The sequence below is a fragment of the Streptomyces sp. NPDC002669 genome, from assembly GCF_042889165.1.
GTDB lineage: Bacteria > Actinomycetota > Actinomycetes > Streptomycetales > Streptomycetaceae > Streptomyces.
Map to the genome: position 1 here is coordinate 413590 of NZ_JBIAQQ010000004.1, position 24169 is coordinate 437758.

Here is a 24169-nt window from a genome sequence, read left to right on the forward strand (position 1 = left end):
GCGTGGTCCTGTCGTCCGTGTGGTGGTCGTGCGTGGCCGGTCAGGGCTCCTCGGTGTAGGCGCCGGTGCCGGTGGGAGGTCTGCTGGTGGCGAGCCAGGTGCGGGCGGGTCCGGCGGCGGTCTCGGTGTCGACGGTGAGGTGGAGCCGTGTACCGCTGCCTGGCACGGGGTAGCTGCGCTGCTCCGCGCCGGCGAAGCACCGGCGGATCACTTCGGCGACCGCGCGGGCGGCCTCGGGCGTGGCGGAGACGATACGAATCTCGGCGTGTCCCTCCTGCGGCAGTGGTTCGTTCTCGGTGGGGTGCAAGACGGCGGGCTCCGTTCGGGATGAAGAGCGAGAGGCCGGCGGGTGGGTCGTCCCTGGTGTCGGGTGCCCCACCCGCGACCTTCGGCCGGAGGAGTGGTCTGGGGTCAGGCAGGCCAGGGCCAGGTGCCCGCAGGCCTCCCGATCGGCGATTCGCTCGGGCGGCCTGGGGTTGCCGTGGCCGGGGGGACGGCGGAGGGAGGGGTAGGGCCGTCGAAGTGGTGGGCCGCTATGCGTGCGTCGTGCTGGGAGTTCAGTCGATGGATCAGGCGTGTTCCGAGCACGATCAGAAGTGCGCCTGCCATAAGCGTGATCAAGGTCCCCATGCCCTCACCTCCCGGTACGTCCCGGTAGCGGAATCATCCGCGCGCCGACGACCGGGTGTGCCGCTGGATGCGACCGGGGCGCCGAGGTGGCCCCGCCATCGGTCTCCCAGGCGTCTTCGCTGCTCCGTGCCTCCCGCATACGGCGGATGGTCGCGGCCTCGCCGGACATCAGCGAGCCCGCGGTGAGGATGCTGCCGGGGCGTGCGGCGGCGGCCATCAGCCGGGCCGCGGAGGCGGGTTCGGTCTCGGGCGGAATCACGAGCAGGTCACAGCGGCCGGTCGTGTAGGACAGCAGGATGATCTTGTCCGGGTCCTGCTCGGTGAACCAGCCCACGTGCAGGACGTGGCCGGTGACGGCGACCTTGTGCGGGACGACGGGCCAGTGGCCGGGGTTCACCAGGACGCGGGTGATGCGGCCCCAGCGTTCTTGGAGGGCGTCGGCCAGCGGAGGCAGCTCGGCTGCCAGGTCGCGCGAACGGGGCCACCAGGCGCCGTCGAGCCGACCGGCGAGAGTGGTCTCAGGGGTGAGCGACAACCGGGCCGGAAGCTCTGGGGTGAGGGCGCGGTTCGCAGTCCTGTCGGGGGTGGTGGTCATGGCGGACCTGCCCCCGGGCTGCCCGTCGGCAGCCCGGTTTTTCGTGTTCCCCGGAAATGACACCTGCGTGGAAGCTGGTGCTCGAAGTACTTCCGGTAGTTCCAGGATACGTCTGATCAGCCCTTTTTCAGCCTGATACGGGGAGGTACTTCCGGTTCGCGTGGACGAGTGTGCGGCGACGGGCGGATCTGCGGGAGCCGGGGTTACCGTGAGATGACGGCACAGTCGCCCGCCGGCGGCCTGCCGTATCTCGGCCGGCCGCGGCCGTGGCGGACCGCGGTACCTCACCCGTAGACGAGCGGATCCACCATGACCGACTCCGACATCCCGCCCCCGTTGCTCCTGCCTGACGAGATCCATCAGTCGGTACGCCCCGGAACGGCGCTGCTCCGGCTGGAGACGACGCACTCCCGCCAGGGCGTCCTCGACGGGGCGTGGTGGCCGCGCACCCGAGACGTGGAGCAGGAGGTTCCCGCGCTGGTGTCCGTGCTGACCGAGCACCTGGGCCCCATCACCCGGGTCGGCCTGGACGCCACCGCGTGGGACACGATCCCGACCCGGCTGGTCATCGACGACCGGGTCGTCCACCTCGACTCCTTCCCCGTCGGCGACGACACCGTCCTGATCACCCGCGGCGACAAGGACCACTTCGCGCTGATGGTGGTGCCGCCGGACACGGAACCCGACGCCGCCCGCACGGCCATGGCCCGCGCGGTCCGCGCCGACAACATCACGCGGGCCACCGAGCTCCTTGTCGCCGCACTTCACCCACCGGTGACCGAACAGGGAGGGGAGGCATGATCCGCACGGCGGACATCCGGGAGTGGCGCAACCAGGCGCAAGAGGTCGAGACAACAAACAAGGCCCGGGTCAATGACCTGGGCCTTAGTCGTGGAGCGGGTGACGAGAATCGAACTCGCGCTCTGAGCTTGGGAAGCTCATGTTCTACCATTAAACTACACCCGCGAAGCGTGCCGCCCGAGCGGCTCGTATCGTTCGTTACTGTACCCCATGCCAGGTCCCCGGCGTTTGAGCCGTGGGGCCTTTTTGTTGTGGGGAGGGGTGGACGCGGGTTCTGTGGGCGGGAGTTGAGGGCGTAGCGTGGGGGTCGGAGTGCCGCGTGGAGCGACGTCCCGTTCATCCCCTAATGTGGCGGTCTCGTCCAAGGTTTGTTGGGGAAGGGACTTGATGGACTCCATGGAGCGCACCGTCGTCCGCTGTGCCGAAGGGCACGTTTTCGCTACCTCCTCGTTCCCGATGCAGCAGCTCGGGGCCGGGCGGATCGGGCCCGGGCGGCTCATTCGCTGTCCGCGCTGTGCGCGGTTGCGGCATGCCGTGCCCGTGGTGTTCGAGCGGCGGTAGGAGCGGGTGGCAGGCGCGCGGGCGGTCCCTGGGTGGGGAGGGCCCGCGCGTTTTGCGTATCCTCGGGACGTGCTTCTCTCAGACAAGGACATCCGGGCCGAGATCGACGCCGGACGTGTTCGCATTGATCCATTCGACGCGTCGATGGTGCAGCCCTCCAGCATCGATGTGCGGCTCGACCGCTACTTCCGGGTGTTCGAGAACCACCGCTATCCCCACATCGACCCGGCCGTCGAGCAGGCCGATCTGACTCGCATGGTCGAGCCGGACGGGGACGAGGCGTTCATTCTGCATCCCGGTGAGTTCGTGCTCGCCTCGACGTACGAGGTCATCTCGCTGCCCGACGATCTCGCGTCGCGGCTGGAGGGAAAGAGTTCGCTGGGGCGGCTCGGGCTGGTGACGCATTCGACCGCGGGGTTCATCGACCCCGGTTTCTCCGGGCACGTGACCCTGGAGCTCTCGAATCTCGCGACGCTGCCGATAAAGCTGTGGCCGGGAATGAAGATCGGCCAGCTGTGCATGTTCCGGCTGAGCTCGCCCGCGGAGTTCCCGTACGGTTCCGAGCGGTACGGGTCGCGGTACCAGGGCCAGCGGGGGCCGACCGCGTCGCGGTCGTTCATGAATTTCCATCGGACTCAGGTGTGATGCCCCATGACCAGCAGCAATGACGTGGATGACGTGCGGGAGAACCTGACCTACGAGGGGTTCGGCCGTGCCGTGCGGGAGCTGGCGCAGACCATCGCGGACGACGGGTTCGAGCCCGATGTCGTGCTGAGCATCGCCCGCGGCGGGGTGTTCGTCGCCGGGGGGCTCGCCTACGCGCTGGACTGCAAGAACATTCACCTGGTGAACGTCGAGTTCTACACCGGTGTGGGCACCACCCTGGAAATGCCGGTCATGCTGGCGCCCGTTCCGAACGCGATCGACTTCTCGGACAAGAAGGTCCTGATCGCCGACGACGTCGCCGACACCGGGAAGACGCTGAAGCTCGTGCATGATTTCTGCATCGATCATGTCGCCGAGGTGCGCAGCGCGGTCATCTACGAGAAGTCGCATTCGCTCGTGAAGTGCGAATACGTGTGGAAGAAGACCGACCGCTGGATCAACTTCCCGTGGAGCGTGGAGAAGCCCGTCGTGCGGCGCAGCGGGCAGGTTCTCGACGCCTGACCCGGCAGGGGCGGGGAAAGAATCGGTGGGAGAACGAGGGCCCCGACACATTTCGTGTCGGGGCCCTCTTCGGTGCCGGTGCGGCGGAATTCCGTGCGGTGCGGTGGTGACCGCGTGCGTCAGAGCGTGCCGAGCTTGATGATCGAGACCAGGGCGATCAGCTGGATCGCGGACGCGCCCAGCGCCTTCGGCCACGGCAGGTCGTGCGACTTGCTCACCATCGTGGTGAACAGCGCGGCCGAGGCCAGCCAGGTGACCCAGCCGAGGATCTGGACCAGGGAGTTCTCGCCGCCGAGGAAGAGCGCGAAGATCAGGCGGGGCGCGTCCGTGATCGACATGATCAGCATGGACAGGCCCACGGTCGGCTGCCAGGCGCCGTCGCCGCCCAGCTGGCGGGCGAGCGTGTGGGTGACCGCGCCCAGGACCAGGCCACCGAGGACGAAGCCGACGCCCGTGAGGACGACGTAGGGCACCGCCGTGGAGATCGTCGCGTTGATCGCGTCGTCCCGGGCCTGGTCGAAGCCGAAGAGGGCGAGCAGGCCGTACAGGAACGTGACGATCAGCGCCGGGCCCCAGACGGGGTAGTCGCGCATCTGGAGGAACGTCGGCCCCGGGCGCAGCACGATCCCGGAGAGCAGCTCCTTCCAGGGCAGCCGCGGGCCCATGGGCTGGGCGGGTGCCTGGCCGGCGCGGTAGGTGTCGCCGTCGTTGTAGTTGTAGGGGTCCTCGCCGATGCTGAACGCCCGGGTGTGACCGGGGGCGTCGGCGGCGAACGGGTCGTCCTGCCGGGGGGAACCGTGGGGGTGCTGGGGCGAGTTGTACGGGTCGCCGAAGTACTCCGGCTCCCCGTGGCCGCCCTGGCCGTGACCGGGCTGGGGGGCGCCGGGGTAGCCGTAGCCGCCGTTGCCCGGGGCGCCGTTGTTGTACGGGGGCGGGGCGGCGTTGCCTCCCGCCGGGGGCCAGGGCTGCTGCCCGTACGGCGGTGGTGCCTGTGCGCCGTACGGCTGCTGCCGCGGTTGTTGTTGCCCTTGCTGCGGGGTGCGGTTGTCCCGGCCGCGTCCGATCCTGAATCCAGCCACTCGTCGAACGTACCTGGTCCGCGCGGGTGCGGTCAGAGGGCCTGGGCTCCCCGCCCGCCATTGCGGCCGAGCTGTGACATCCCCTAGGGGGAACCCCGGGCGTCCCGGCGGGGGTTGCCGGAACGCGGAAGCGGCCGGTCCGCCGTGTGGCGGGCCGGCCGCTTCCTGCGTGCCGCTGTCGGGTTACTTCGCCGGTTCGGGCTCCGGCGCGTCCTCCGCCTCGGCCTCCCCGGCCGGGTCGATCGGGGTCTTGACCGAGTCCAGCAGGAGCTGCGAGACGTCGACGACCTGGATCGACTCCTTGGCCTTGCCGTCGTTCTTCTTGCCGTTGACCGAGTCGGTCAGCATGACGAGGCAGAACGGGCAGGCGGTGGAGACGATGTCGGGGTTGAGGGAGAGGGCCTCGTCGACGCGCTCGTTGTTGATGCGCTTGCCGATCCGCTCCTCCATCCACATCCGGGCGCCGCCGGCGCCGCAGCAGAAGCCGCGTTCCTTGTGACGGTGCATCTCCTGCTGGCGCAGGCCGGGGACCTTGTCCATGATCTCGCGCGGCGGGGTGTAGATCTTGTTGTGACGGCCCAGGTAGCAGGGGTCGTGGTACGTGATCAGGCCCTCGACCGGGGTCACCGGGATCAGCTTGCCCTCGTCGATGAGGTGCTGGAGCAGCTGGGTGTGGTGGATGACCTCGAACTCGCCGCCGAGCTGCGGGTACTCGTTGGCGATGGTGTTGAAGCAGTGCGGGCAGGTCGCGACGATCTTCTTGGCCGACTTCGGCTTCTTCGTGGAGTCGTCCTCGTCGTCCTCGCCGAACGCCATGTTCAGCATCGCGACGTTCTCCTGGCCGAGCTGCTGGAACAGCGGCTCGTTGCCGAGGCGGCGGGCCGAGTCACCGGTGCACTTCTCGTCGCCGCCCATGATCGCGAACTTGACGCCCGCGATGTGCAGCAGCTCCGCGAATGCCTTGGTGGTCTTCTTGGCCCGGTCCTCCAGGGCGCCGGCGCAGCCGACCCAGTACAGGTAGTCGACCTCGGTGAGGTCCTCGACGTCCTTGCCGACGATCGGGACCTCGAAGTCGACCTCCTTGGTCCACTCCACGCGCTGCTTCTTGGCGAGGCCCCAGGGGTTGCCCTTCTTCTCCAGGTTCTTGAGCATCGTGCCCGCCTCGGACGGGAACGCGGACTCGATCATCACCTGGTAGCGGCGCATGTCGACGATGTGGTCGATGTGCTCGATGTCGACCGGGCACTGCTCGACGCAGGCGCCGCAGGTGGTGCAGGACCACAGGACGTCCGGGTCGATGACGCCGTTCTCCTCGACGGTGCCGATCAGCGGGCGCTCGGCCTCGGCCAGCGCGGCCGCGGGAACGTCCTTGAGCTGCTCCTCGGTGGCCTTCTCCTCGCCCTCCATGGTCTTGCCGCCGCCGGCCAGCAGGTACGGGGCCTTGGCGTGCGCGTGGTCGCGCAGCGACATGATCAGGAGCTTGGGGGAGAGCGGCTTGCCGGTGTTCCAGGCGGGGCACTGCGACTGGCAGCGGCCGCACTCGGTGCAGGTGGAGAAGTCGAGGAGGCCCTTCCAGGAGAACTGCTCGATCTGCGGGACACCGAAGACGGCGTCCTCGGCCGGGTCCTCCCAGTCGATCTCCTTGCCGCCCGACGTCATCGGCAGCAGTGCGCCGAGCGCCGTCCCGCCGTCGGCGTTCCGCTTGAACCAGATGTTCGGGAAGGCCAGGAAGCGGTGCCAGGCGACACCCATGTCCTGCTTCAGGGCGACCGTGATCATCCAGATGAAGGAGGTCGCGATCTTCAGGCCGGCGAAGAAGTAGGTGAGGTTCTGGAGGGTGGAGACGTCCATCCCCTCCAGCCAGCTGACGACCGGGTACGAGATGAAGAAGGACGCCTCGTAGCCGTCGACGTGGTGCTGGGCGCCTTCGAGGGCGTGCAGCATGAAGATGCAGACGCCGACGATGAGGATGACGGCCTCGACGAAGTACGCCTGGCCGAAGTTGGACCCGGCGAAGCGGGACTTGCGGCCCGGCTTGCGCGGATGGGCCAGCTGGCGGATGACGATCAGGGTCAGGATGCCGAGCACGGTCATCGTGCCGATGAACTCGACGAAGACGTTGTAAGGCGCCCAGTCGCCGATGATCGGCAGGATCCAGTCGGCCTTGAAGAGCTGGCCGATGGCGTTGACGATCGTCAGCAGCAGGGAGAAGAAGCCCACCGCCACGAACCAGTGCGCGACACCGACGATGCCCCAGCTGTTCATCCGGGTGTGGCCGAGGAACTCCCGGACCACGGTGACGGTGCGCTGTGCGGGCTCGTCCGTGCGGGTGCCCGCGGGCACGTTCTGGCCGAGCCGCATGAAGTTGAAGATCTGCAGGAGGGCGCGGAGGAACAGGGCCACGCCTACCACGATCAGAACCAGCGACACGATGATCGCGGCGAGTTGCATTTGGGGGCTCCTCGGGCCTGCGAGGGTGGAATCCAGTGTCAATGAACGAGTACTGGCGATTATCAGGTCTTACTAAGCAGTAACTTAATCAGTCCGTGCTGACACTATCCACTTCTTCCGGTGGGCTGTAGCCGCACCGGCGGTGATCTGTGTCGCTCAGGCGTGCCTTGCCGCGCCGGGCCAGTGCGCGGACCGTCCGGTGCAGCGGAGCGTGGGCGGCCCTCACCAGGACGGCCAGGTCCAGTCCCATGTGGTGGTGCTCGGCGTAGTACTGGTCGAGCAGGTCCGGCTCGTCCCAGGGCATTCCGGAGCGGGAGCGCACCTGTGCCAGGCCGGTGAGGCCCGGTTTCAGTTCCAGTCGCCAGTGTCTCGCGGCGGGGGAGGCGATGGTGCCCCGGGTGCAGGTTCCGCCCTGTACGGGGGACCCGCTCCCCTCGTGCGGGGGCAGGGGTTCGGGGCCGACCAGGGAGAGGTCGCCCCGCACGACGTGCGGCAGCCGGGAGAGCACGTCCAGCCGCAGCCGCCGGGTGCGCAGCGAGTGCAGGACGAAGACGCGGCCGCCGAGGCCGGTACGGGGCGAGTGGTCCAGTACGCCGCCCGGGGGCCGGCGGGCCGCGAGCGCGAGGGCGCCCGCGGCGAGCAGGGGTGAGGCCAGGAGCAGCAGGGCCGAGCCGAGGAGCAGGTCCAGTACGCGCTTGGCCGAGGGGTGCTCCCGCCGTCCGGGCCGGGGACGGGGCCGGGGGAGCGTTCGCCGCCGGTTCCGCGGTTGCCTCTGCGTACGCATCGTTCGCACCTGCCTGGGATCACGGCCCTGCCGGGGGCGGGGGTCACGGCGGATCGATTGCCGGTTTTGCGTGGCTCACAGCATTTTGTGACAGAACGATCCCATGAGGCGATGATGAGGAGGGGTTGCGCCGCCCGGGGGAGGGGGGAGTGTCGTCCCGATCGCCCCGTTGCCGGGGTGTGCGGGCGTGGGGGGCGCACGGATGGCGCGAAGCGCGTGCACGATAGTTGAGTCGACTCGACTCAGGTCTGTTGACAGTGTGGCGGGGGTCGTGCATCCTTGAGTCAGATCCACTCAAGTAGTCAAGCTGGAGGAACTGAAATGGCACGTGCGGTCGGCATCGACCTGGGCACGACTAACTCCGTCGTCAGCGTTCTGGAAGGCGGCGAGCCCACCGTCATCACCAACGCAGAGGGCGCCAGGACCACGCCGTCCGTCGTCGCCTTCGCGAAGAACGGCGAGGTCCTCGTCGGAGAGGTCGCCAAGCGCCAGGCGGTCACCAACGTCGACAGGACGATCCGTTCGGTCAAGCGCCACATGGGCACGGACTGGAAGATCGAGCTCGACGGCAAGAACTTCAACCCGCAGCAGATGAGCGCCTTCATCCTGCAGAAGCTGAAGCGGGACGCCGAGTCGTACCTGGGCGAGAAGGTGACCGACGCGGTCATCACCGTCCCCGCGTACTTCAACGACTCCGAGCGTCAGGCCACCAAGGAGGCCGGCGAGATCGCGGGCCTGAACGTCCTGCGCATCGTCAACGAGCCGACCGCCGCCGCGCTGGCGTACGGCCTCGACAAGGACGACCAGACGATCCTCGTCTTCGACCTCGGTGGCGGCACCTTCGACGTGTCGCTCCTGGAGATCGGTGACGGTGTCGTCGAGGTGAAGGCCACCAACGGTGACAACCACCTCGGTGGTGACGACTGGGACCAGCGCGTCGTCGACTACCTGGTGAAGCAGTTCGCCAACGGGCACGGCGTGGACCTGTCCAAGGACAAGATGGCCCTCCAGCGTCTGCGCGAGGCCGCCGAGAAGGCGAAGATCGAGCTCTCGTCCTCGACCGAGACCACGATCAACCTGCCCTACATCACCGCCTCCGCGGAGGGCCCGCTGCACCTGGACGAGAAGCTCACGCGTTCGCAGTTCCAGCAGCTGACCGCGGACCTGCTGGAGCGGTGCAAGACCCCGTTCCACAACGTCGTCAAGGACGCGGGCATCCAGCTCTCCGAGATCGACCACGTCGTTCTCGTCGGTGGTTCGACCCGTATGCCGGCCGTCGCCGAGCTCGTCAAGGAGCTGACCGGTGGCCAGGAGGCCAACAAGGGCGTGAACCCGGACGAGGTCGTCGCCATCGGCGCCTCGCTCCAGGCCGGTGTCCTCAAGGGCGAGGTCAAAGACGTCCTGCTGCTCGACGTCACCCCGCTGTCCCTCGGCATCGAGACCAAGGGCGGCATCATGACCAAGCTCATCGAGCGCAACACCACGATCCCGACCAAGCGGTCCGAGATCTTCACGACGGCCGAGGACAACCAGCCGTCCGTGCAGATCCAGGTCTACCAGGGCGAGCGCGAGATCGCGGCGTACAACAAGAAGCTCGGCATGTTCGAGCTGACCGGCCTGCCGCCGGCCCCGCGCGGTGTCCCGCAGATCGAGGTCGCCTTCGACATCGACGCCAACGGCATCATGCACGTCGCGGCCAAGGACCTCGGCACCGGCAAGGAGCAGAAGATGACCGTCACCGGCGGCTCCTCGCTGCCGAAGGACGAGGTCAACCGGATGCGCGAGGAGGCCGAGAAGTACGCGGAGGAGGACCACGCCCGCCGCGAGGCCGCCGAGTCCCGCAACCAGGGCGAGCAGCTCGTCTACCAGACGGAGAAGTTCCTCAAGGACAACGAGGACAAGGTCCCCGGCGACGTGAAGACGGAGGTGGAGACCGCGCTCACCGAGCTGAAGGAGAAGCTCAAGGGCGAGGACACCGCCGAGATCCGCACCGCCACGGAGAAGGTCGCGGCCGTCTCCCAGAAGCTCGGCCAGGCGATGTACGCCAACGCCCAGGCCGACGGTGCCCCGCAGGACGCCGCGCAGGCGGGTGCCCAGCAGGCCAAGGCCGATGACGACGTCGTCGACGCCGAGATCGTGGACGACGAGAAGGACACCAAGGGCGGTGCGGTGTGACCGAGGAGACTCCGGGCTTCGAGGAGAAGCCCGACGTCCCCTCCGACGCCACCCCTGACGGAGCTGAGCCGAAGGACGCCCCCTCCTCCGCGGAGAAGGAGGCGTCCCCGGCCGGGGACGCAGCACAGACCGTCGGCCTGACGGCCCAGCTGGACCAGGCACGCAGCGCGCTCAACGAGCGCACCGGCGACCTCCAGCGGCTCCAGGCCGAGTACCAGAACTACCGCCGTCGCGTCGAGCGGGACCGGACCACGGTCAAGGAGATCGCAGTCGCGGGTCTCCTGTCCGAGCTCCTGCCCGTGCTCGACGACGTCGGCCGGGCCAGGGAACACGGCGAGCTCGTGGGCGGGTTCAAGTCGGTGGCCGAGTCCCTGGAGACGGTCGTCGCCAAGCTGGGCCTGCAGCAGTTCGGCAAGGAGGGCGAGCCCTTCGACCCGACGATCCACGAGGCCCTGATGCACTCGTACGCGCCGGACGTCACGGAGACGACCTGCGTGGCGATCCTGCAGCCGGGGTATCGGATCGGCGAGCGCACCATCCGCCCCGCGCGGGTGGCGGTGGCCGAACCGCAGCCGGGTGCGACCCCGGCCGCGGCCAAGGAAGAGAAGGCAACCGACGAGGAGAGCGGTGGAACCGAGGAGGTCTGACAAACCGTCTGACCACCTCGCGGCCCACCGCCCGGCCGTGCGGAAGGCCCCCGGGCCGGCCGCACGGCCGATCGTCCGGAAGGAGGGACGTCGATGAGCACGAAGGACTTCGTCGAGAAGGACTACTACAAGGTCCTCGGCGTCCCCAAGGACGCCACCGACGCCGAGATCAAGAAGGCGTACCGGAAGCTCGCCCGCGAGTTCCACCCGGACGCCAACAAGGGCGACGACAAGGCCGAGGAGCGCTTCAAGGAGATCTCCGAGGCGAACGACGTCCTCGGTGACGCCAAGAAGCGCAAGGAGTACGACGAGGCGCGCGCCCTCTTCGGCAACGGTGGCTTCAGGGCCGGACCCGGGGGCGCCGGGGGCAACTTCAACTTCGACCTGAGCGACCTCTTCGGGGGTGCCCAGGGCGGGGGCCAGGGCGGCGGCGGATTCGGCGGCGGCGGCGGTCTGGGCGATGTCTTCGGCGGCCTGTTCAACCGGGGCGGTACGGGGACGAGGGTCCAGCCGCGGCGTGGCCAGGACATCGAGTCCGAGGTGACGCTCAGCTTCATGGAGGCGGTCGAGGGAGCCACGGTCCCGCTGCGGATGTCCAGCCAGGCACCCTGCAAGGCGTGTTCCGGCACCGGCGACAAGAACGGCACCCCCAGGGTCTGCCAGACCTGTCTCGGCACCGGCCAGGTGTCGCGCGGCACCGGCGGCGGCTTCTCGCTCACCGACCCCTGCGTGGACTGCAAGGGCCGGGGCCTGATCGCCCAGGACCCCTGCGACGTCTGCAAGGGCAGCGGGCGGGCGAAGTCCTCCCGGACCATGCAGGTCAGGATTCCGGCGGGCGTCTCGGACGGCCAGCGGATCCGGCTGCGCGGCAAGGGCGGCCCGGGCGAGCGGGGAGGCCCGGCAGGCGACCTGTACGTCGTGGTCCACGTCGACGCCCACCCGGTCTTCGGCCGCAGGGACGACAACCTCACGGTCACCGTGCCCGTCGACTTCACGGAGGCGGCGCTCGGCGGCGAGGTGAAGGTCCCCACGCTCGGCGGGCCGCCGGTCACGCTGAAGCTGCCGGCCGGCACGCCCAACGGGCGCACGATGCGCGCCCGGGGCAAGGGCGCCGTGCGCAAGGACGGCACCCGGGGCGACCTGCTGGTCACCGTCGAGGTGGCGGTGCCCAAGGACCTCGGCGACGAGGCCAGGGAAGCCCTGGAGGCCTACCGCAAGGCGACCGCGGGCCACGACCCGCGGGCAGCACTGTTCCAGGCGGCGAAGGGAGCTTGAGGTGGACGGCCGACGACGCAATCCGTACGAACTGACCGATGAGACACCGGTGTACGTGATCTCGATCGCGGCCCAGCTCTCGGGTCTCCATCCGCAGACACTGCGCCAGTACGACCGGCTCGGCCTGGTCTCGCCGGACCGCACGGCCGGTCGCGGCAGGCGCTACTCGGCCCGCGACATCGAGCTGCTGCGCACCGTGCAGCAGCTGTCGCAGGACGAGGGCATCAACCTCGCCGGCATCAAGCGCATCATCGAGCTGGAGAACCAGGTCGCCGCGCTCCAGCAGCGCGTCGCCGAACTCTCGGCGGCCGTGGACGGCGCGGCGCAGGCGATGCAGCAGCGCGAGGCGCAGGTGCACGCCTCGTACCGGCGCGACCTGGTGCCGTACCAGGACGTGCAGCAGACCAGTGCACTGGTGGTCTGGCGGCCGAAGCGGCCCAAGGACTGAACCGGGGGGCCGGCCCGGCGCCGCACATCGGGCACCGGGCCGGTTCCGACGGGCGAAGGGGCGGGGAACGAACCACGGTTCGTTCCCCGCCCCTTCGGCGTGGTCCCAGCGGTGGCGCGGATGGTTGGGGCGTGTGGCCGGCGCGGGTTGTCGTGATGTTCGACCGAAATCGGATCACCGATCCGATCACGCCTCGCCACAATGGGCAGGGGACCGTCGGCGCCCCGTTTCGTCCACCACCGCCACCGGTGCCGGGCCCGGGCCGGCCCACGGCGGAGTCGGGAGTCACGCATGTCCATGGTCGGCCTCTTCTGGATCACCGGATCGACGGTCCACATAGGCGCCCCGCCGAACGAGCCCCACGCCGGTGTCCTGGTCACCGGGGAGGGGCTGACGGGGATCGGCGAGGAGCAGCGCGGCCAGTGGGCCTGGGAGGACATCCGGAACATCGAGGTCCTTGCCGCACCCGTGCGTTCCACGGTGGGAAAGACGGCCGGAATTCTTCTGGACATGGTGATCACATCGGCGCTCGGCGGGGTCGATGACGGTCCCGCGATGTTCGTGCACTTCGAAACCCCGGAGGGGAAGGTGGAGTTGACCACCTTCGCGACCGCCCCCTCCTACGGCGCCGAGGAGTTCGGCCTGTCGAGTGCCCTCCTCGAAGCCTTCGCCGACGGCCGGGCCACCCCCGCCGCCCTGTTCGCCTGGGGACGCGACCACCAGGACGGCACCCCCCAGCGCGCGGAGCGCGAGAGGCTGCTGGCGGAGTGGGGCGGGGGCGCGAAGAAGGCGTGAGGGGCCCGTGGGGGTCCGTGGGGCGCATCGGGGGAAATCCGCCGCCTCCCCGGGACGGGAGGCGCTGGGAACGGGCGACCGGCGGGCGCACGGGGCCGGAGCGGGCGGTGCGCGGGCCTGCGGGGCCGTCGGGGCCGGGTCGGGCGGCATCCGGGCCCGCAGGGGCCGTCGGGGCCGGGGAGCGGCCGGCCGGCGGGCCCTCGGGGCCGAGGTGGACGACATGCGGGTCCGCCGGGGCGGGTCCCGCCCGGTCCGGTCCGCCGTCCCGGGCGTTCTCCACGGTGCCGCGGGGGCGGCCCGGTCAGCCCTGTCCCTCTTCCTCCAGGATTCCCGACCGGGCTATCAGGTAGCCGAGCTGGGCCCGGCTGTTGCTGCCGAGGGCGGCGGCGAGTTTGGCGACGTGGGCCCGGCAGGTACGGACGTTCATGCCGAGGCGCCGGGCGATGGAGTCGTCCACGTGCCCCTCCACGAGGAGTTGGGCGATGGAGCGCTGGACGCCGCTGATGCCCAGGGAGGTCGGTTCGTACTTGACCTCCTCGCGCAGCGGGGCCGCTCTGTTCCAGAGCTGTTCGAAGACGTTGACCAGGTACTGGACCAGCCCGGGGTGGCGGAGTTCCAGGGCGACCTGGCGGTCGTCCTGGGCGGGGATGAAGGCGACGGTCCGGTCGAACACGATCAACCGCTCGATGAGTTCCTCAAGAGTGCGTATCTCCACATTCCCGTCGGCCATGCGCTCCGCGTACGCGAGGGTGCTGGGGCTGTGGCGCACGGTGTGCTGGTAGAGGGTGCGGATGCTGACGCCGCGGTGGACCACGGACAGTCCGCGCTCCAGGGATTTGCTGAGGCGATCCTCGATTCGGCCTCCACCGGGCTGGACGGTGAGCACTTCGGTGCGGCACTCTGCGGTGGCGAGATCGAGGGCGGCGTTGATCCGATTCACGCCCTCCAGCACGGTGATGGCGTGGGTGGTCGGCGGCCCCAGAGTGCTGATGTCCATGAACGGCTCGAACGATTCCGTCAGCTCGACCGAGTGCCGGCGGCGTTCCAGGATCTCGCGCTCGATGGGGTGCAGATGTTGCGCAAGGGCGGTGGACGGCGGAACGGGCCGGAGCCAGGCCGGGTCGTCGGGGTCGGGATGCAGCAGCGCGAACTCCATCAGGCAGGGCGCCGGTTCCACCTCGGTGCGGGCGATGCGTCCCATGCGCAATGCGCTGGCGTAAAGACGTCCTCCTGCCTCACACAGCTCCGTGATCCCATGAGAATGTGTCGGATTTGTGTTGCTTATGGTCATATCGTCACCCCCCAGGTTCTTGCACATGCAGGAACATGATGCATCTACGCGGTGGTGTTCGCGTGCTCAGGTGGGACATCGTCTTAGGTGCGGGGGAGAAGAATCCACAAGTGAGGACGAAGCCGACTATGTATAAGCGAATGCTTCGCTCGGCGCTTGCCGTCTCATTCGTCGCGGCCCTGGGTGTCGGGCTGCTGGGCGGCAGCGACATTGGCTGGAGCGAGGATGCTGTCGCCGGTGGTGACATCGGCTGGAACGTTCGGGCCGGAGCCACCGACGACATCGGCTGGACGGTTGCGCCCGCCAAGTCGTCCGACATCGGTTGGGTCGTCCAGGCCTCGGCCGAGGGCGACATCGACTGGGGCGTGCCCGGCAAGTCGTCCGACATTGGCTGGGTCTCGCCCACCGGTACCGGCTCCGCCACGGCCCGCACAAGCGCATGACCATCCCGCCGGACGACCGGACCTTCCGGCGTGAGATGGCTACGGCCTACCGATCAGGCTGGCATTTCATCGATCTCGTCACCGCCCTTCCCCGCCGTGGCGACTCGCTGATGGTCACTCTGTTCGGCGACCCCATCGTTGTTGCACGTGAAGAAGACGACGAAGTACGCGCCTACCGGTGCCTCCGCAAGCCGCGTGGAGCTCCGCAGCCCGTTCGCTGCGCGATCCGGTACGACATGATCTTCGTCAACCTCGACCGGCGGGACCACCAGCTGTTCGAGCCAGAGACTATTTCCGCCACCCCCCGCAGTGCCTGAGCGATCCCCCGTCGTTCCATGTCGCTCAGTCACTCCCCCACACAACGGCGCCATCGTGACCTGAACACGATGGCGCCGTTGTGCTTTTCCCGGCCGGGTTCCCCCGGGGCGTCCCGGGCCGGCCGGACGGTCAGGCCCTGCCGAGCGCCCGGTCCACGGCGATCTCTATGACGATCCGGTCCGGGTTCGGCCGCGGCGTGCGCCCGTAGCGTTCCGTGTAGCGGCGTACGGCGTCGGCCACCGCCTCCGGTTCCGTGCGCACCGTCGCGCGCCCCTCCAGCGTCGCCCAGTGGCGCCCGTCGATCTGACAGACGGCGACCCGTGCCCCCTCCGGGCCGGCGGCCAGGACGTTGGCGGCCTTGCGGGTGTTCCTGCCGGTGATGACCCGGGCCAGTCGCGTCTCCGGGTCGTACGTCACGCCCACCGGCACCACGTGCGGAGTGCCGTCGGGGCGGGGCGTGGTCAGGGTGCACACGTGCCGCGCGCGCCAGAAGGCGAGGTACTCGGGGCCGGGGTTCGTCACGTCGACTGCCATGGGAACAGCGTAGGCAGTGCGCTCACGGCCCCGGCCCCGGCCCCGGCTCCGCCCCCCGCTCCGGGCCGTTCCGGTCCTGCCCCGCCTCCGCTCCGGCTCCGTCCCGCCCGGCCCGGGAGGCGGATTCCGCTGCGGTGGCGGAGGGGCGGGGCGGCCGGTTCACTCGACATGTCGGGCCGGAGCGCGTACGGAGGCGGGTGTGCGTGCGGCGCGGGAGGCCGGCGGGAAGTTGAGTGGAGTGGACTCAACATTGTCTTGAGTGGGGTAGACTCAACTTTGTACACGTTGACTAAGTCAGTGTTGTGGAGAGGGCCGTCACCGCAAGGAGGAGAAAGCGCACGTGGACGCCGAGCTGACCAACAAGAGCCGGGACGCCATCAACGCGGCCACCAACAGGGCCGTGAAGGACGGGCACCCCGATCTGACCCCCGGGCACCTGCTGCTCGCGCTGCTCGCGGGCGAGGACAACGAGAACATCACCGATCTGCTCGCCGCCGTCGAGGCCGACCAGATCGCCGTACGCACCGAGGCCGAACGACTGCTGGGCGCGGAGCCCAGCGTCACGGGCTCGACGGTCGCCCCGCCGCAGCCCAACCGCGAGCTGCTCGCCGTCATCGCGGACGCCGCGCGCCGCGCGAAGGAGCTCGGCGACGACTACCTCTCCACCGAGCACCTGCTGATCGGCATCGCCGCCGAGGGCGGACGCGCCGGTGAGATCCTCGGCAAGCAGGGCGCCAGTGCGAAGAGGCTGCTGGACGCATTCGAGAAGAGCAGGGGAGGACGCCGGGTGACCACACCCGACCCGGAGGGCCAGTACAAGGCGCTGGAGAAGTTCGGCACGGACTTCACGGCGGCCGCGCGCGAGGGCAAGCTCGACCCGGTCATCGGCCGCGACCAGGAGATCCGCCGGGTCGTCCAGGTCCTGTCCCGCCGCACCAAGAACAATCCGGTGCTCATCGGCGAGCCCGGCGTCGGCAAGACCGCCGTCGTCGAGGGACTCGCCCAGCGCATCGTCAAGGGCGACGTGCCCGAGTCCCTGAAGAACAAGCGGCTCGTCTCGCTCGACCTCGGTGCGATGGTCGCGGGCGCCAAGTACCGCGGCGAGTTCGAGGAGCGGCTGAAGACCGTCCTCTCCGAGATCAAGGAGAGCGACGGGCAGATCATCACCTTCATCGACGAACTGCACACCGTCGTGGGCGCGGGCGCCGGGGGCGACTCCGCCATGGACGCCGGCAACATGCTCAAGCCGATGCTGGCCCGCGGCGAGCTGCGCATGGTCGGTGCGACGACGCTCGACGAGTACCGCGAGCGGATCGAGAAGGACCCCGCCCTGGAGCGCCGTTTCCAGCAGGTGCTGGTGGCCGAGCCGAGCGTCGAGGACACCATCGCGATCCTGCGCGGGCTCAAGGGCCGGTACGAGGCGCACCACAAGGTCTCCATCGCGGACTCCGCGCTGGTGGCCGCCGCGACCCTGTCCGACCGCTACATCACCTCCCGCTTCCTGCCCGACAAGGCCATCGACCTGGTCGACGAGGCGGCGTCCCGGCTGCGCATGGAGATCGACTCCTCGCCCCTGGAGATCGACGAGCTCCAGCGCGCCGTCGACCGCCTCCACATGGAGGAGCTGGCGCTCAAGAACGAGACCGACCCGGCCTCCAGGGAGCGCCTGGAGCGGCTCCGCCGCGACCTCGCCGACAAGGAGGAGGAGCTGCGCGGCCTCAACGCCCGCTGGGAGAAGGAGAAGCAGGGCCTCAACCGCGTCGGTGAGCTGAAGGAACGCCTCGACGGGCTGCACGGCCAGGCCGAGCGCGCCCAGCGCGACGGCGACTTCGACACCGCCTCCAAGCTGCTCTACGGGGAGATCCCCGGCCTGGAGCGGGAGCTGGCGGAGGCCAGCGAGGCCGAGCAGGAGGCCGCGAAGGACACCATGGTCAAGGAGGAGGTCGGCCCGGACGACATCGCCGACGTCGTCGGCTCCTGGACCGGCATCCCGGCCGGACGCCTGCTGGAGGGCGAGACCCAGAAGCTGCTGCGCATGGAGAACGAGCTCGGCAAGCGGCTCATCGGACAGACGGAGGCGGTGCGGGCGGTTTCGGACGCGGTGCGTCGCACCCGCGCCGGGATCGCCGACCCCGACCGGCCCACCGGATCGTTCCTCTTCCTCGGCCCGACCGGGGTCGGCAAGACGGAGCTGGCGAAGGCGCTCGCCGACTTCCTGTTCGACGACGAGCGGGCCATGGTCCGCATCGACATGAGCGAGTACGGCGAGAAGCACAGCGTGGCGCGGCTCGTCGGGGCCCCGCCCGGATACGTCGGCTACGAGGAGGGCGGCCAGCTCACCGAGGCGGTCCGCCGCCGCCCGTACAGCGTCGTGCTGCTGGACGAGGTCGAGAAGGCCCACCCCGAGGTCTTCGACATCCTGCTCCAGGTCCTCGACGACGGGCGGCTCACCGACGGACAGGGCCGGACGGTGGACTTCCGCAACACCATCCTGATCCTGACCTCCAACCTCGGCAGCCAGTTCCTGATGGACCCGCTGACCGAGCCCGACGTGAAGAAGGAGCAGGTCCTGGAGGTCGTACGGGCCTCTTTCAAGCCGGAGTTCCTCAACCGGCTCGACGACCTGGTGGTCTTCTCCGCGCTGTCCGGCGAGGAGCTGGCGCACATCGCGCGGCTCCAGATCGACCGGCTCGCCAAGCGGCTGGCCGACCGCCGGCTCACCCTCGACGTCACGCCCGAGGCGCTGGCCTGGCTGGCCGAGGAGGGCAACGACCCGGCGTACGGGGCCCGGCCGCTGCGCCGCCTCATCCAGACGTCCATCGGCGACCGGCTGGCGAAGGAGATCCTCGCGGGCGAGGTCAGGGACGGGGACACCGTCCGGGTGGACCAGGTCGGGGACGGCCTGCTCGTCGGACCCGCGACCTCGGGCGCGGCCTCGGGCGGGGCGGCGGACGCGACCGCGTAGACGGCGCACGGCCTGCCGATGACCGGGCCCCGGCCGGAGGACCGCACGGTCCTTGGGCCGGGGCCCGGCCGTTCGTCCCGTCGGTCCTCCGCTGTTCGCCCGCCGGTCGAGGGATGAGGAATTACGGTGATTTCGGGAGAAAGAAGAAAATGATCACCGCCCTCGATGATCCATTGTTCAACATCGATATTGAGCCAAACGCCTCGCTCCGCACCGGTGGGGGGTATCTCCCGGCCCGCCCCCGCCCCCGGCTGCATCACCCGTTCCTGGCAGGGGACTTCTGTTCGGCTGCGGGCGGCTTCCGCCCGGCGCCGCGCGCATAATCAGGACACCTCGCGGCGCCCGTCATGGTCGGTCCACAGGTGTGGTTGGGGGGTGAATTCGGCAGTCGGTAGCGTGCCCGCATGAATGAGCGGATAGGCGATGAGATGAATTCGGGGGCTGAAAAGCCCGGATCGGACAATCTCTTTCACCTTGGCGAATTCCGTGCCCTTTGGGCTGCTTATGCCCAGTCGATCCTGGGTGATCAGCTGGCACGCGTGGCCCTGTCGTTGCTCGTGTTCGAACGCACCGACTCGCCGGGATGGACCGCGGCGACCTACGCGCTGACCACCTTGCCCGCGCTGCTGTCCGGGGTGCTCCTGTCCGGCCTGGCGGACCGGTTCCCCCGGCGTACGGTCATGATCAGCTGCGACCTCGTGCGGATGGTGCTGGTCGGGCTGATGGCCCTGCCCGGGATGCCCCTGCCGCTGCTCGCGGGGCTGCTGGTGCTGGCGCAGCTGGCCGAGGCGCCCTTCGGTGCCGCCCAGGGCGCGCTGCTGCCCACCGTGCTCGGCACCGAGCGGTACGAACGCGGCCAGCGGGTCATGCAGATCACCCACCAGACCGGGCAGCTGGTCGGCTTCGCCGGCGGAGGTCTGCTGGCCGCGTGGCTGGGCAGCAACCTCTCGCTGGGCGTGAACGCGCTGACCTTCCTCCTCTCCGCGATGCTGGTCAGGTTCGGCGTGCAGGCCCGCCCCGCGGCGAGTGCCGACGCCCGCAAGAAGCGGCTCGGCGCACAGGTCGGGGGCGCGGCCGGGCTGATCTGGTCGGACCGCAGACTCCGTTCGCTGCTCGCGCTGGGGTGGCTCGCGGGGTTCGTCGTCCTGCCGGAGGGGCTGGCCGCCCCGTTCGCGGACGAGGCCGGCGGCGGCGCGTACTCGGTGGGACTCCTGCTCGCCTCGCATCCGGCGGGAATGGTGCTGGGAGCGGCCCTGTTGGGGCGGGCCGGGGTCGGCGACGAGTCGCGGCGCCGGCTGCTCGGGCCGCTGGCGATCGGGGCCAATCTGCCCCTGGTCGCCTACTGGCTCGATCCCGGCGTCGGCGCGGCCATGTTCCTGCTGCTGGTGGCCGGGGTGTGCTCCGCCTACCAGATCACCGCCGGAGCCACTTTCGTACTCCTGACACCGGTCGACCAGCGCGGCCAGGCGCTGGGGCTGGCCAGGTCGGGGGTCACCGCCATGCAGGGGATCGGCGTCGCCCTCGGAGGCGTGGCGACGGAGCTGACCGGCTCGTCGGCGAACACCATCGGCGCGTCCGGACTCCTCGGGGTGCTGTGCGCGATCCTCGCCGCCGCCGCCTGGTCACGGGCGCGGGCGACCGACGCGCAGACGGTTCCCCGGAAGGCGGGGGCATAGGCAGACCCTGGCCCCACCTGGCGGCGAAACGCGGCTAGGGTCGGTCGGAAGGAAACCGCGAGCGATTCACAGGAGTACTCAGCGATGTCTATCGATCCGTCCTCGATTCCGAATTTCGGGGGCCAGCCCGAACCGCAGGCCGCAGGACCGGAGGGCCCCGTCGTCCCCGACCAGGACCTCGTCAAGCAGCTCCTGGACCAGATGGAGCTGAAGTACGTCGTCGACGACGAGGGTGACCTCGCGGCGCCGTGGGAGGACTTCCGCACGTACTTCATGTTCCGCGGCGAGGACGAGCAGCAGGTCTTCTCGGTCCGTACGTTCTACGACTTCCCGCACGCCGCGGACCAGCGCCCGGTCCTGCTCGACGCGATCGACGACTGGAACCGCCGCACCCTGTGGCCCAAGGTCTACACGCACACCCACGAGCCCGAGGAGGGCGCCGAGGACACCGAGGTCTCGGTCCGCCTGATCGGCGAGGCCCAGATGCTCATCGGTACGGGCGTCAGCCTGGAGCACTTCGTCTCGTCGACGGTCAGCTGGGTGCGCGCCTCGATCGAGTTCGACAAGTGGCTGAAGGACCGGCTCGGCCTGACGCCGGCCGAGGAGAAGACGGACGGCACGGAGCAGGCCGCTCCCGACGCCTGAGCCCGGCCCGGCCCCCGAGAGCCCGGACCGGACGGTGGTCCAGCGACCACCGCCCGGCCGGGCTCCTCGCGTTCCCGGCCCCTTCCCGGCGCTCGGAAACCCGCTCCCGCCAGGGGATTCCAGGTCTCCGCGAGGCCGGTGCGCGGTCCGCGCTCCGCAGGGTGGGACCCGTGACCGGCGCGGGGCGGGCCTCGTGCGTCCCGGGGCCGCTACAGCCGCTTGAGGCGGTCCACCGCCTCTTCCAGCACGCTCTTCCGCTTGCAGAAGGCGAACCGTACGAAGGGCGCGCCCTGTTCACGGTGGTCGTAGAAGACCGCGTTCGGGATGGCGACGACCCCGCAGCGTTCGGGCAGCGCCCGGCAGAAGGCGAAGCCGTCGCCCTCGCCGAGCGGGCGGATGTCGGTGGTGACGAAGTACGTCCCGGCCGGGCGGTACACCTCGAAGCCCGCCTCGGTGAGCCCGTCGCTCAGCAGGTCCCGCCCGGCGCGCAGTTCGGCGCGCAGCGTGTCGTAGTAGCTGTCGGGCAGGCGCAGGGCCTCGGCGACCGCGTACTGGAACGGGCCGGACGACACGTACGTCAGGAACTGCTTCGCCGAGCGGACCGCGCCCACCAGTTCGGGGCTCGCGGTGATCCAGCCGACCTTCCAGCCCGTGAACGAATAGGTCTTGCCGGCCGAGCCGATGGTGACGGTGCGCTCGCGCATGCCGGGGAACGAGGCGAGCGGGAGGTGCTCGCCCTCGAAGACCAGGTGCTCGTAGACCTCGTCGGTGACGACGAGGAGGTCGCGCTCGACGGCGAGTGCGGCGATCGCGCCGAGTTCCTCGCGGGTGAGGACGGTGCCGGTGGGATTGTGCGGGGTGTTGAGCAGGATCAGCCGGGTGCGGGGGGTGACGGCGGCGCGCAGCTCGTCGAGGTCGAGCCGGTAGGTGCGCGTGGCCGGCTCGGGGCGCAGGGTCACGGGGACGCGGGTGGCGCCCGCCATGGCGATGCAGGCGGCGTACGAGTCGTAGTACGGCTCCAGGGCGATGACCTCGTCCCCGGGTTCCAGCAGGGCCAGCAGGGAGGCGGCGATGGCCTCGGTGGCACCGGCGGTGACCAGGACCTCGGTGTCGGGGTCGTGGACCAGACCGTAGCGCCGCTGCTGGTGGTCGGCGATCGCGGTGCGCAGCTCGGGGACGCCGGGGCCGGGCGGGTACTGGTTGCCGCGCCCGTCGCGCAGGGCCCGGACCGCGGCCTCCCGGACCTCCTCCGGGCCGTCGGTGTCGGGAAAGCCCTGGCCGAGGTTGATGGAACCGGTCCGTACGGCGAGCGCCGACATCTCCGCGAAGATCGTCGTACCGAACTCCGCGAGGCGGCGGTTGAGCAGCGGTCGTCCCTGTGTCATGGCGGCCATCCTGCGCGCAAGCTCTGGAGTTGCTCAAGTCTGCTTTGGCCGTTCGGGGGCGGGGGAATCCCCCGGTCACGCAGGAAGCGAAGAACGCGCGGAAGCGGGGGGACCTCGCTTCGGGGGAAGAAAGGCGTGGGGTCGGTGAAGGAATTCGTCGAAATAGTCATCGTGGTCGCTCTGGTCGGGACGGTCGTCTCGATCGTGGTGAAGGGGAGGAAGAAGCCGAAGGCGGTGGCCCGGTCGGGTGCGCGGGGGCGCAACAAGCGGCGCCGTTCGGGCGGGGACAGCTGGTGGGCCGGCGGCAACAACGGGAGTTCGTCCTGCGGGAGCGGCGGTGGCTCCTCGTGCGGCGGCAGTTCCTCCTGCGGCGGCGGCTCGTCCTGCGGTGGCGGTGGCGGTGGTGGCGGGGGCGGCTGCGGCGGCGGCAGCTGACCGGCAGGGGACCGCTCTTCGCGACGGGACCGTTCTCCGGTACGGGGCGGCATCACCCCTGGGGCGGAGGAGCGCCCCGGGGGTTGACGTCGGGAAGTTGACGTCGGGAAGTTGACGTCGGGGGCCGGGTGGCGGAGCCGGACGGTCCGGGTCCGCGTGGTCGGCGCGTGGCGGGTGTTCGAGGTGTGACAGGTGTCCGGTGGATGAACTCCCGCCGGACACCTTTTTGTTGGGCATTTCGTGGGTCACCGGTGAACACGTATCCGAAGAGACCCCGAGGGGAGGGAAAGCACGGCAAGTTGGGTAAAAACGCTGTGGATACGGCTTATCCGTGATTCCCTCGTTTGAGAGAACATCCAGCCCTCGGACCCCAGTTGGACCTGATCGGGCGCTATAAACCCCGCGTGCATCGCGTCGAGGCGTCCCCTGTCCATGTGTCCATGCCTGCCTTTGCGGAGCCGACCCATGCTCACGACCCTCCAGACGGCCTACTCCGACACCCGTGCTGCCGACCTGGCCTGGGCACTGGGGCGCGAACCGCTCCCCGCCCTGGCGGTGCTCGACCTCGAACTCGCGGGCGCCAGGATGCAGATGCGCCTGCTCGGCGCCTCCCACCAGGTGCTTCTGGAGGAGAAGAGCGGCACCTGCTCCGAAACCGTGGCGTGCATCCCCGGCAGCAGGACCCCGCTGCCGCTCGGCGTGTCCAAACGCCTCGGCGAGTGGGAGTACGAATTCGCGGCGCGCGTCGAGACCCTCTCGGAGGGCTCCTTCGCCGGGCGCGCGCAGGAGCTCCTCGCGCTGGTGGCCGACCACCCCCACGGCCTCGCCGGTACGTTCCCCGGCAGCCCGCACGCCTTCACCGCCATGCTCGCCCAGCGGACGGAGGGCCAGGTGCGGTGGCGCACCTGGCACGCGTACCCCCAGGAGGGGCAGCTGGTGGTGACGCGCACCAGGATGGGTGTGCGGAAGCCCGCCGCGGCGCTCTGAAACGCCCCAACTCCGTTACGGGTAAGCCACTTACACCCTTGTGGGTGACAGGCTGCCACGCTTTCGTGACGTAGCGTTCGCG

Annotated in this window: 23 protein-coding genes and 1 tRNA gene; 15 read left to right on the forward strand and 9 right to left on the reverse strand. The window is 69.8% G+C overall.

Annotated features, from left to right (window positions below; genetic code table 11):
• Positions 1 to 40: 40 nt before the first annotated feature.
• Together ACFYW1_RS08810 and ACFYW1_RS08815 are read right to left on the reverse strand one after the other, a co-directional pair.
• The gene (locus tag ACFYW1_RS08810) at positions 41 to 307 is read right to left on the reverse strand and encodes a hypothetical protein (protein ID WP_388989181.1); all 267 of its coding nucleotides are present in this window, start codon (positions 305 to 307) and stop codon (positions 41 to 43) included.
• Positions 308 to 634: 327 nt separating this feature from the next.
• A complete protein-coding gene (locus ACFYW1_RS08815; protein WP_388989184.1) occupies positions 635 to 1225 on the reverse strand; it encodes a DUF5994 family protein in 591 nt (196 codons plus the stop codon).
• A 309-nt stretch (positions 1226 to 1534) separates the two neighbouring features.
• Here ACFYW1_RS08815 and ACFYW1_RS08820 point away from each other — a divergent pair, with 309 nt between their 5' ends.
• Positions 1535 to 2026, forward strand: coding sequence for a DUF5994 family protein (locus ACFYW1_RS08820; RefSeq protein ID WP_388989187.1), 492 nt, complete (start codon positions 1535 to 1537; stop codon positions 2024 to 2026).
• 91 nt (positions 2027 to 2117) lie between these two features.
• Here the strand turns inward: ACFYW1_RS08820 and ACFYW1_RS08825 are convergent.
• Positions 2118 to 2191 (reverse strand) — tRNA-Gly (locus tag ACFYW1_RS08825).
• A gap of 465 nt (positions 2192 to 2656) precedes the next feature.
• Here ACFYW1_RS08825 and dcd point away from each other — a divergent pair.
• Positions 2657 to 3232 carry a dCTP deaminase gene (gene dcd, locus ACFYW1_RS08830; RefSeq protein ID WP_283852536.1) on the forward strand — a complete coding sequence of 192 codons (576 nt, stop codon included), beginning with the start codon at positions 2657 to 2659 and terminating at the stop codon, positions 3230 to 3232.
• 6 nt (positions 3233 to 3238) lie between these two features.
• On the forward strand, positions 3239 to 3754 hold the full coding sequence (locus ACFYW1_RS08835) for a phosphoribosyltransferase (RefSeq protein ID WP_187438620.1): 516 nt from the start codon (positions 3239 to 3241) through the stop codon (positions 3752 to 3754).
• A 119-nt stretch (positions 3755 to 3873) separates the two neighbouring features.
• Here ACFYW1_RS08835 and ACFYW1_RS08840 read toward each other — a convergent pair whose 3' ends face one another.
• From ACFYW1_RS08840 to ACFYW1_RS08850, 3 genes are all read right to left on the reverse strand, one after another.
• Complete coding sequence (locus ACFYW1_RS08840) at positions 3874 to 4833, reverse strand: Yip1 family protein (protein ID WP_388989192.1); 960 nt, start codon at positions 4831 to 4833, stop codon at positions 3874 to 3876.
• A 183-nt stretch (positions 4834 to 5016) separates the two neighbouring features.
• Positions 5017 to 7284, reverse strand: a complete 2268-nt coding sequence (locus ACFYW1_RS08845; protein WP_388989195.1) for a (Fe-S)-binding protein — start codon at positions 7282 to 7284, stop codon at positions 5017 to 5019.
• An 88-nt stretch (positions 7285 to 7372) separates the two neighbouring features.
• A complete protein-coding gene (locus tag ACFYW1_RS08850) occupies positions 7373 to 8068 on the reverse strand; it encodes a sugar transferase (protein ID WP_388989198.1) in 696 nt (231 codons plus the stop codon).
• A gap of 321 nt (positions 8069 to 8389) precedes the next feature.
• On the opposite strand from ACFYW1_RS08850, the gene dnaK reads away from it, so the two are divergent.
• From dnaK to ACFYW1_RS08875, 5 genes are all read left to right on the forward strand, one after another.
• Positions 8390 to 10243: a molecular chaperone DnaK gene (gene dnaK / locus ACFYW1_RS08855; protein ID WP_388989201.1), complete on the forward strand. Its 1854-nt coding sequence runs from the start codon at positions 8390 to 8392 to the stop codon at positions 10241 to 10243.
• Positions 10240 to 10890: a nucleotide exchange factor GrpE gene (grpE, locus tag ACFYW1_RS08860; protein WP_388989203.1), complete on the forward strand. Its 651-nt coding sequence runs from the start codon at positions 10240 to 10242 to the stop codon at positions 10888 to 10890. Before dnaK ends, grpE begins: the two co-directional genes overlap by 4 nt.
• Before the next feature lie 93 nt (positions 10891 to 10983).
• Entirely contained in the window at positions 10984 to 12165 is a 1182-nt protein-coding gene (dnaJ, locus tag ACFYW1_RS08865) for a molecular chaperone DnaJ (RefSeq protein WP_388989206.1), read from the forward strand.
• 1 nt (position 12166) lies between these two features.
• Complete coding sequence (locus ACFYW1_RS08870; protein WP_388989209.1) at positions 12167 to 12613, forward strand: heat shock protein transcriptional repressor HspR; 447 nt, start codon at positions 12167 to 12169, stop codon at positions 12611 to 12613.
• Between the two features lie 291 nt (positions 12614 to 12904).
• Positions 12905 to 13408, forward strand: coding sequence for a hypothetical protein (locus ACFYW1_RS08875; protein WP_388989212.1), 504 nt, complete (start codon positions 12905 to 12907; stop codon positions 13406 to 13408).
• Between the two features lie 301 nt (positions 13409 to 13709).
• Here ACFYW1_RS08875 and ACFYW1_RS08880 read toward each other — a convergent pair whose 3' ends face one another.
• Positions 13710 to 14726, reverse strand: a complete 1017-nt coding sequence (locus ACFYW1_RS08880) for a helix-turn-helix transcriptional regulator (protein WP_388989215.1) — start codon at positions 14724 to 14726, stop codon at positions 13710 to 13712.
• Positions 14727 to 14839: 113 nt separating this feature from the next.
• On the opposite strand from ACFYW1_RS08880, the gene ACFYW1_RS08885 reads away from it, so the two are divergent.
• Together ACFYW1_RS08885 and ACFYW1_RS08890 are read left to right on the forward strand one after the other, a co-directional pair.
• Positions 14840 to 15142, forward strand: coding sequence for a hypothetical protein (locus ACFYW1_RS08885; RefSeq protein ID WP_388989218.1), 303 nt, complete (start codon positions 14840 to 14842; stop codon positions 15140 to 15142).
• Entirely contained in the window at positions 15139 to 15459 is a 321-nt protein-coding gene (locus ACFYW1_RS08890) for a (2Fe-2S)-binding protein (protein ID WP_148836352.1), read from the forward strand. The genes ACFYW1_RS08885 and ACFYW1_RS08890 overlap by 4 nt, the downstream gene beginning before the upstream one ends.
• A 130-nt stretch (positions 15460 to 15589) precedes the next feature.
• On the opposite strand, the gene ACFYW1_RS08895 is transcribed toward ACFYW1_RS08890, so the two are convergent.
• The gene (locus ACFYW1_RS08895) at positions 15590 to 15994 is read right to left on the reverse strand and encodes a pyridoxamine 5'-phosphate oxidase family protein (protein WP_148836351.1); all 405 of its coding nucleotides are present in this window, start codon (positions 15992 to 15994) and stop codon (positions 15590 to 15592) included.
• Between the two features lie 340 nt (positions 15995 to 16334).
• On the opposite strand from ACFYW1_RS08895, the gene clpB reads away from it, so the two are divergent.
• From clpB to ACFYW1_RS08910, 3 genes are all read left to right on the forward strand, one after another.
• Positions 16335 to 18959: an ATP-dependent chaperone ClpB gene (clpB, locus tag ACFYW1_RS08900; protein WP_388989222.1), complete on the forward strand. Its 2625-nt coding sequence runs from the start codon at positions 16335 to 16337 to the stop codon at positions 18957 to 18959.
• Between the two features lie 428 nt (positions 18960 to 19387).
• A complete protein-coding gene (locus ACFYW1_RS08905; protein WP_388989317.1) occupies positions 19388 to 20635 on the forward strand; it encodes an MFS transporter in 1248 nt (415 codons plus the stop codon).
• 84 nt (positions 20636 to 20719) lie between these two features.
• Complete coding sequence (locus ACFYW1_RS08910; RefSeq protein WP_283852521.1) at positions 20720 to 21280, forward strand: YbjN domain-containing protein; 561 nt, start codon at positions 20720 to 20722, stop codon at positions 21278 to 21280.
• A 209-nt stretch (positions 21281 to 21489) separates the two neighbouring features.
• Here the strand turns inward: ACFYW1_RS08910 and ACFYW1_RS08915 are convergent, their stop codons facing one another.
• On the reverse strand, positions 21490 to 22665 hold the full coding sequence (locus ACFYW1_RS08915; protein ID WP_388989225.1) for a pyridoxal phosphate-dependent aminotransferase: 1176 nt from the start codon (positions 22663 to 22665) through the stop codon (positions 21490 to 21492).
• Positions 22666 to 22809: 144 nt separating this feature from the next.
• On the opposite strand from ACFYW1_RS08915, the gene ACFYW1_RS08920 reads away from it, so the two are divergent.
• Together ACFYW1_RS08920 and ACFYW1_RS08925 are read left to right on the forward strand one after the other, a co-directional pair.
• Positions 22810 to 23100 carry a hypothetical protein gene (locus ACFYW1_RS08920; RefSeq protein WP_388989228.1) on the forward strand — a complete coding sequence of 97 codons (291 nt, stop codon included), beginning with the start codon at positions 22810 to 22812 and terminating at the stop codon, positions 23098 to 23100.
• Positions 23101 to 23565: 465 nt separating this feature from the next.
• Positions 23566 to 24087: a DUF2617 family protein gene (locus ACFYW1_RS08925; RefSeq protein ID WP_388989231.1), complete on the forward strand. Its 522-nt coding sequence runs from the start codon at positions 23566 to 23568 to the stop codon at positions 24085 to 24087.
• Positions 24088 to 24169 lie beyond the last annotated feature (82 nt).

What these genes read in the sequence shown, in the direction of transcription:
- ACFYW1_RS08815 (WP_388989184.1), bottom strand. Translation starts at nt 1,225, where the DNA reads ATGACCACCACCCCCGACAGGACTGCGAACCGCGCCCTCACCCCAGAG.
- ACFYW1_RS08820 (WP_388989187.1), top strand. Translation starts at nt 1,535, where the DNA reads ATGACCGACTCCGACATCCCGCCCCCGTTGCTCCTGCCTGACGAGATC.
- ACFYW1_RS08835 (WP_187438620.1), top strand. Translation starts at nt 3,239, where the DNA reads ATGACCAGCAGCAATGACGTGGATGACGTGCGGGAGAACCTGACCTAC.
- ACFYW1_RS08845 (WP_388989195.1), bottom strand. Translation starts at nt 7,284, where the DNA reads ATGCAACTCGCCGCGATCATCGTGTCGCTGGTTCTGATCGTGGTAGGC.
- ACFYW1_RS08850 (WP_388989198.1), bottom strand. Translation starts at nt 8,068, where the DNA reads ATGCGTACGCAGAGGCAACCGCGGAACCGGCGGCGAACGCTCCCCCGG.
- dnaK (WP_388989201.1), top strand. Translation starts at nt 8,390, where the DNA reads ATGGCACGTGCGGTCGGCATCGACCTGGGCACGACTAACTCCGTCGTC.
- dnaJ (WP_388989206.1), top strand. Translation starts at nt 10,984, where the DNA reads ATGAGCACGAAGGACTTCGTCGAGAAGGACTACTACAAGGTCCTCGGC.
- ACFYW1_RS08875 (WP_388989212.1), top strand. Translation starts at nt 12,905, where the DNA reads ATGTCCATGGTCGGCCTCTTCTGGATCACCGGATCGACGGTCCACATA.
- ACFYW1_RS08880 (WP_388989215.1), bottom strand. Translation starts at nt 14,726, where the DNA reads ATGTGCAAGAACCTGGGGGGTGACGATATGACCATAAGCAACACAAAT.
- ACFYW1_RS08885 (WP_388989218.1), top strand. Translation starts at nt 14,840, where the DNA reads ATGCTTCGCTCGGCGCTTGCCGTCTCATTCGTCGCGGCCCTGGGTGTC.
- ACFYW1_RS08890 (WP_148836352.1), top strand. Translation starts at nt 15,139, where the DNA reads ATGACCATCCCGCCGGACGACCGGACCTTCCGGCGTGAGATGGCTACG.
- ACFYW1_RS08895 (WP_148836351.1), bottom strand. Translation starts at nt 15,994, where the DNA reads ATGGCAGTCGACGTGACGAACCCCGGCCCCGAGTACCTCGCCTTCTGG.
- ACFYW1_RS08905 (WP_388989317.1), top strand. Translation starts at nt 19,388, where the DNA reads ATGAATTCGGGGGCTGAAAAGCCCGGATCGGACAATCTCTTTCACCTT.
- ACFYW1_RS08910 (WP_283852521.1), top strand. Translation starts at nt 20,720, where the DNA reads ATGTCTATCGATCCGTCCTCGATTCCGAATTTCGGGGGCCAGCCCGAA.
- ACFYW1_RS08915 (WP_388989225.1), bottom strand. Translation starts at nt 22,665, where the DNA reads ATGACACAGGGACGACCGCTGCTCAACCGCCGCCTCGCGGAGTTCGGT.
- ACFYW1_RS08925 (WP_388989231.1), top strand. Translation starts at nt 23,566, where the DNA reads ATGCTCACGACCCTCCAGACGGCCTACTCCGACACCCGTGCTGCCGAC.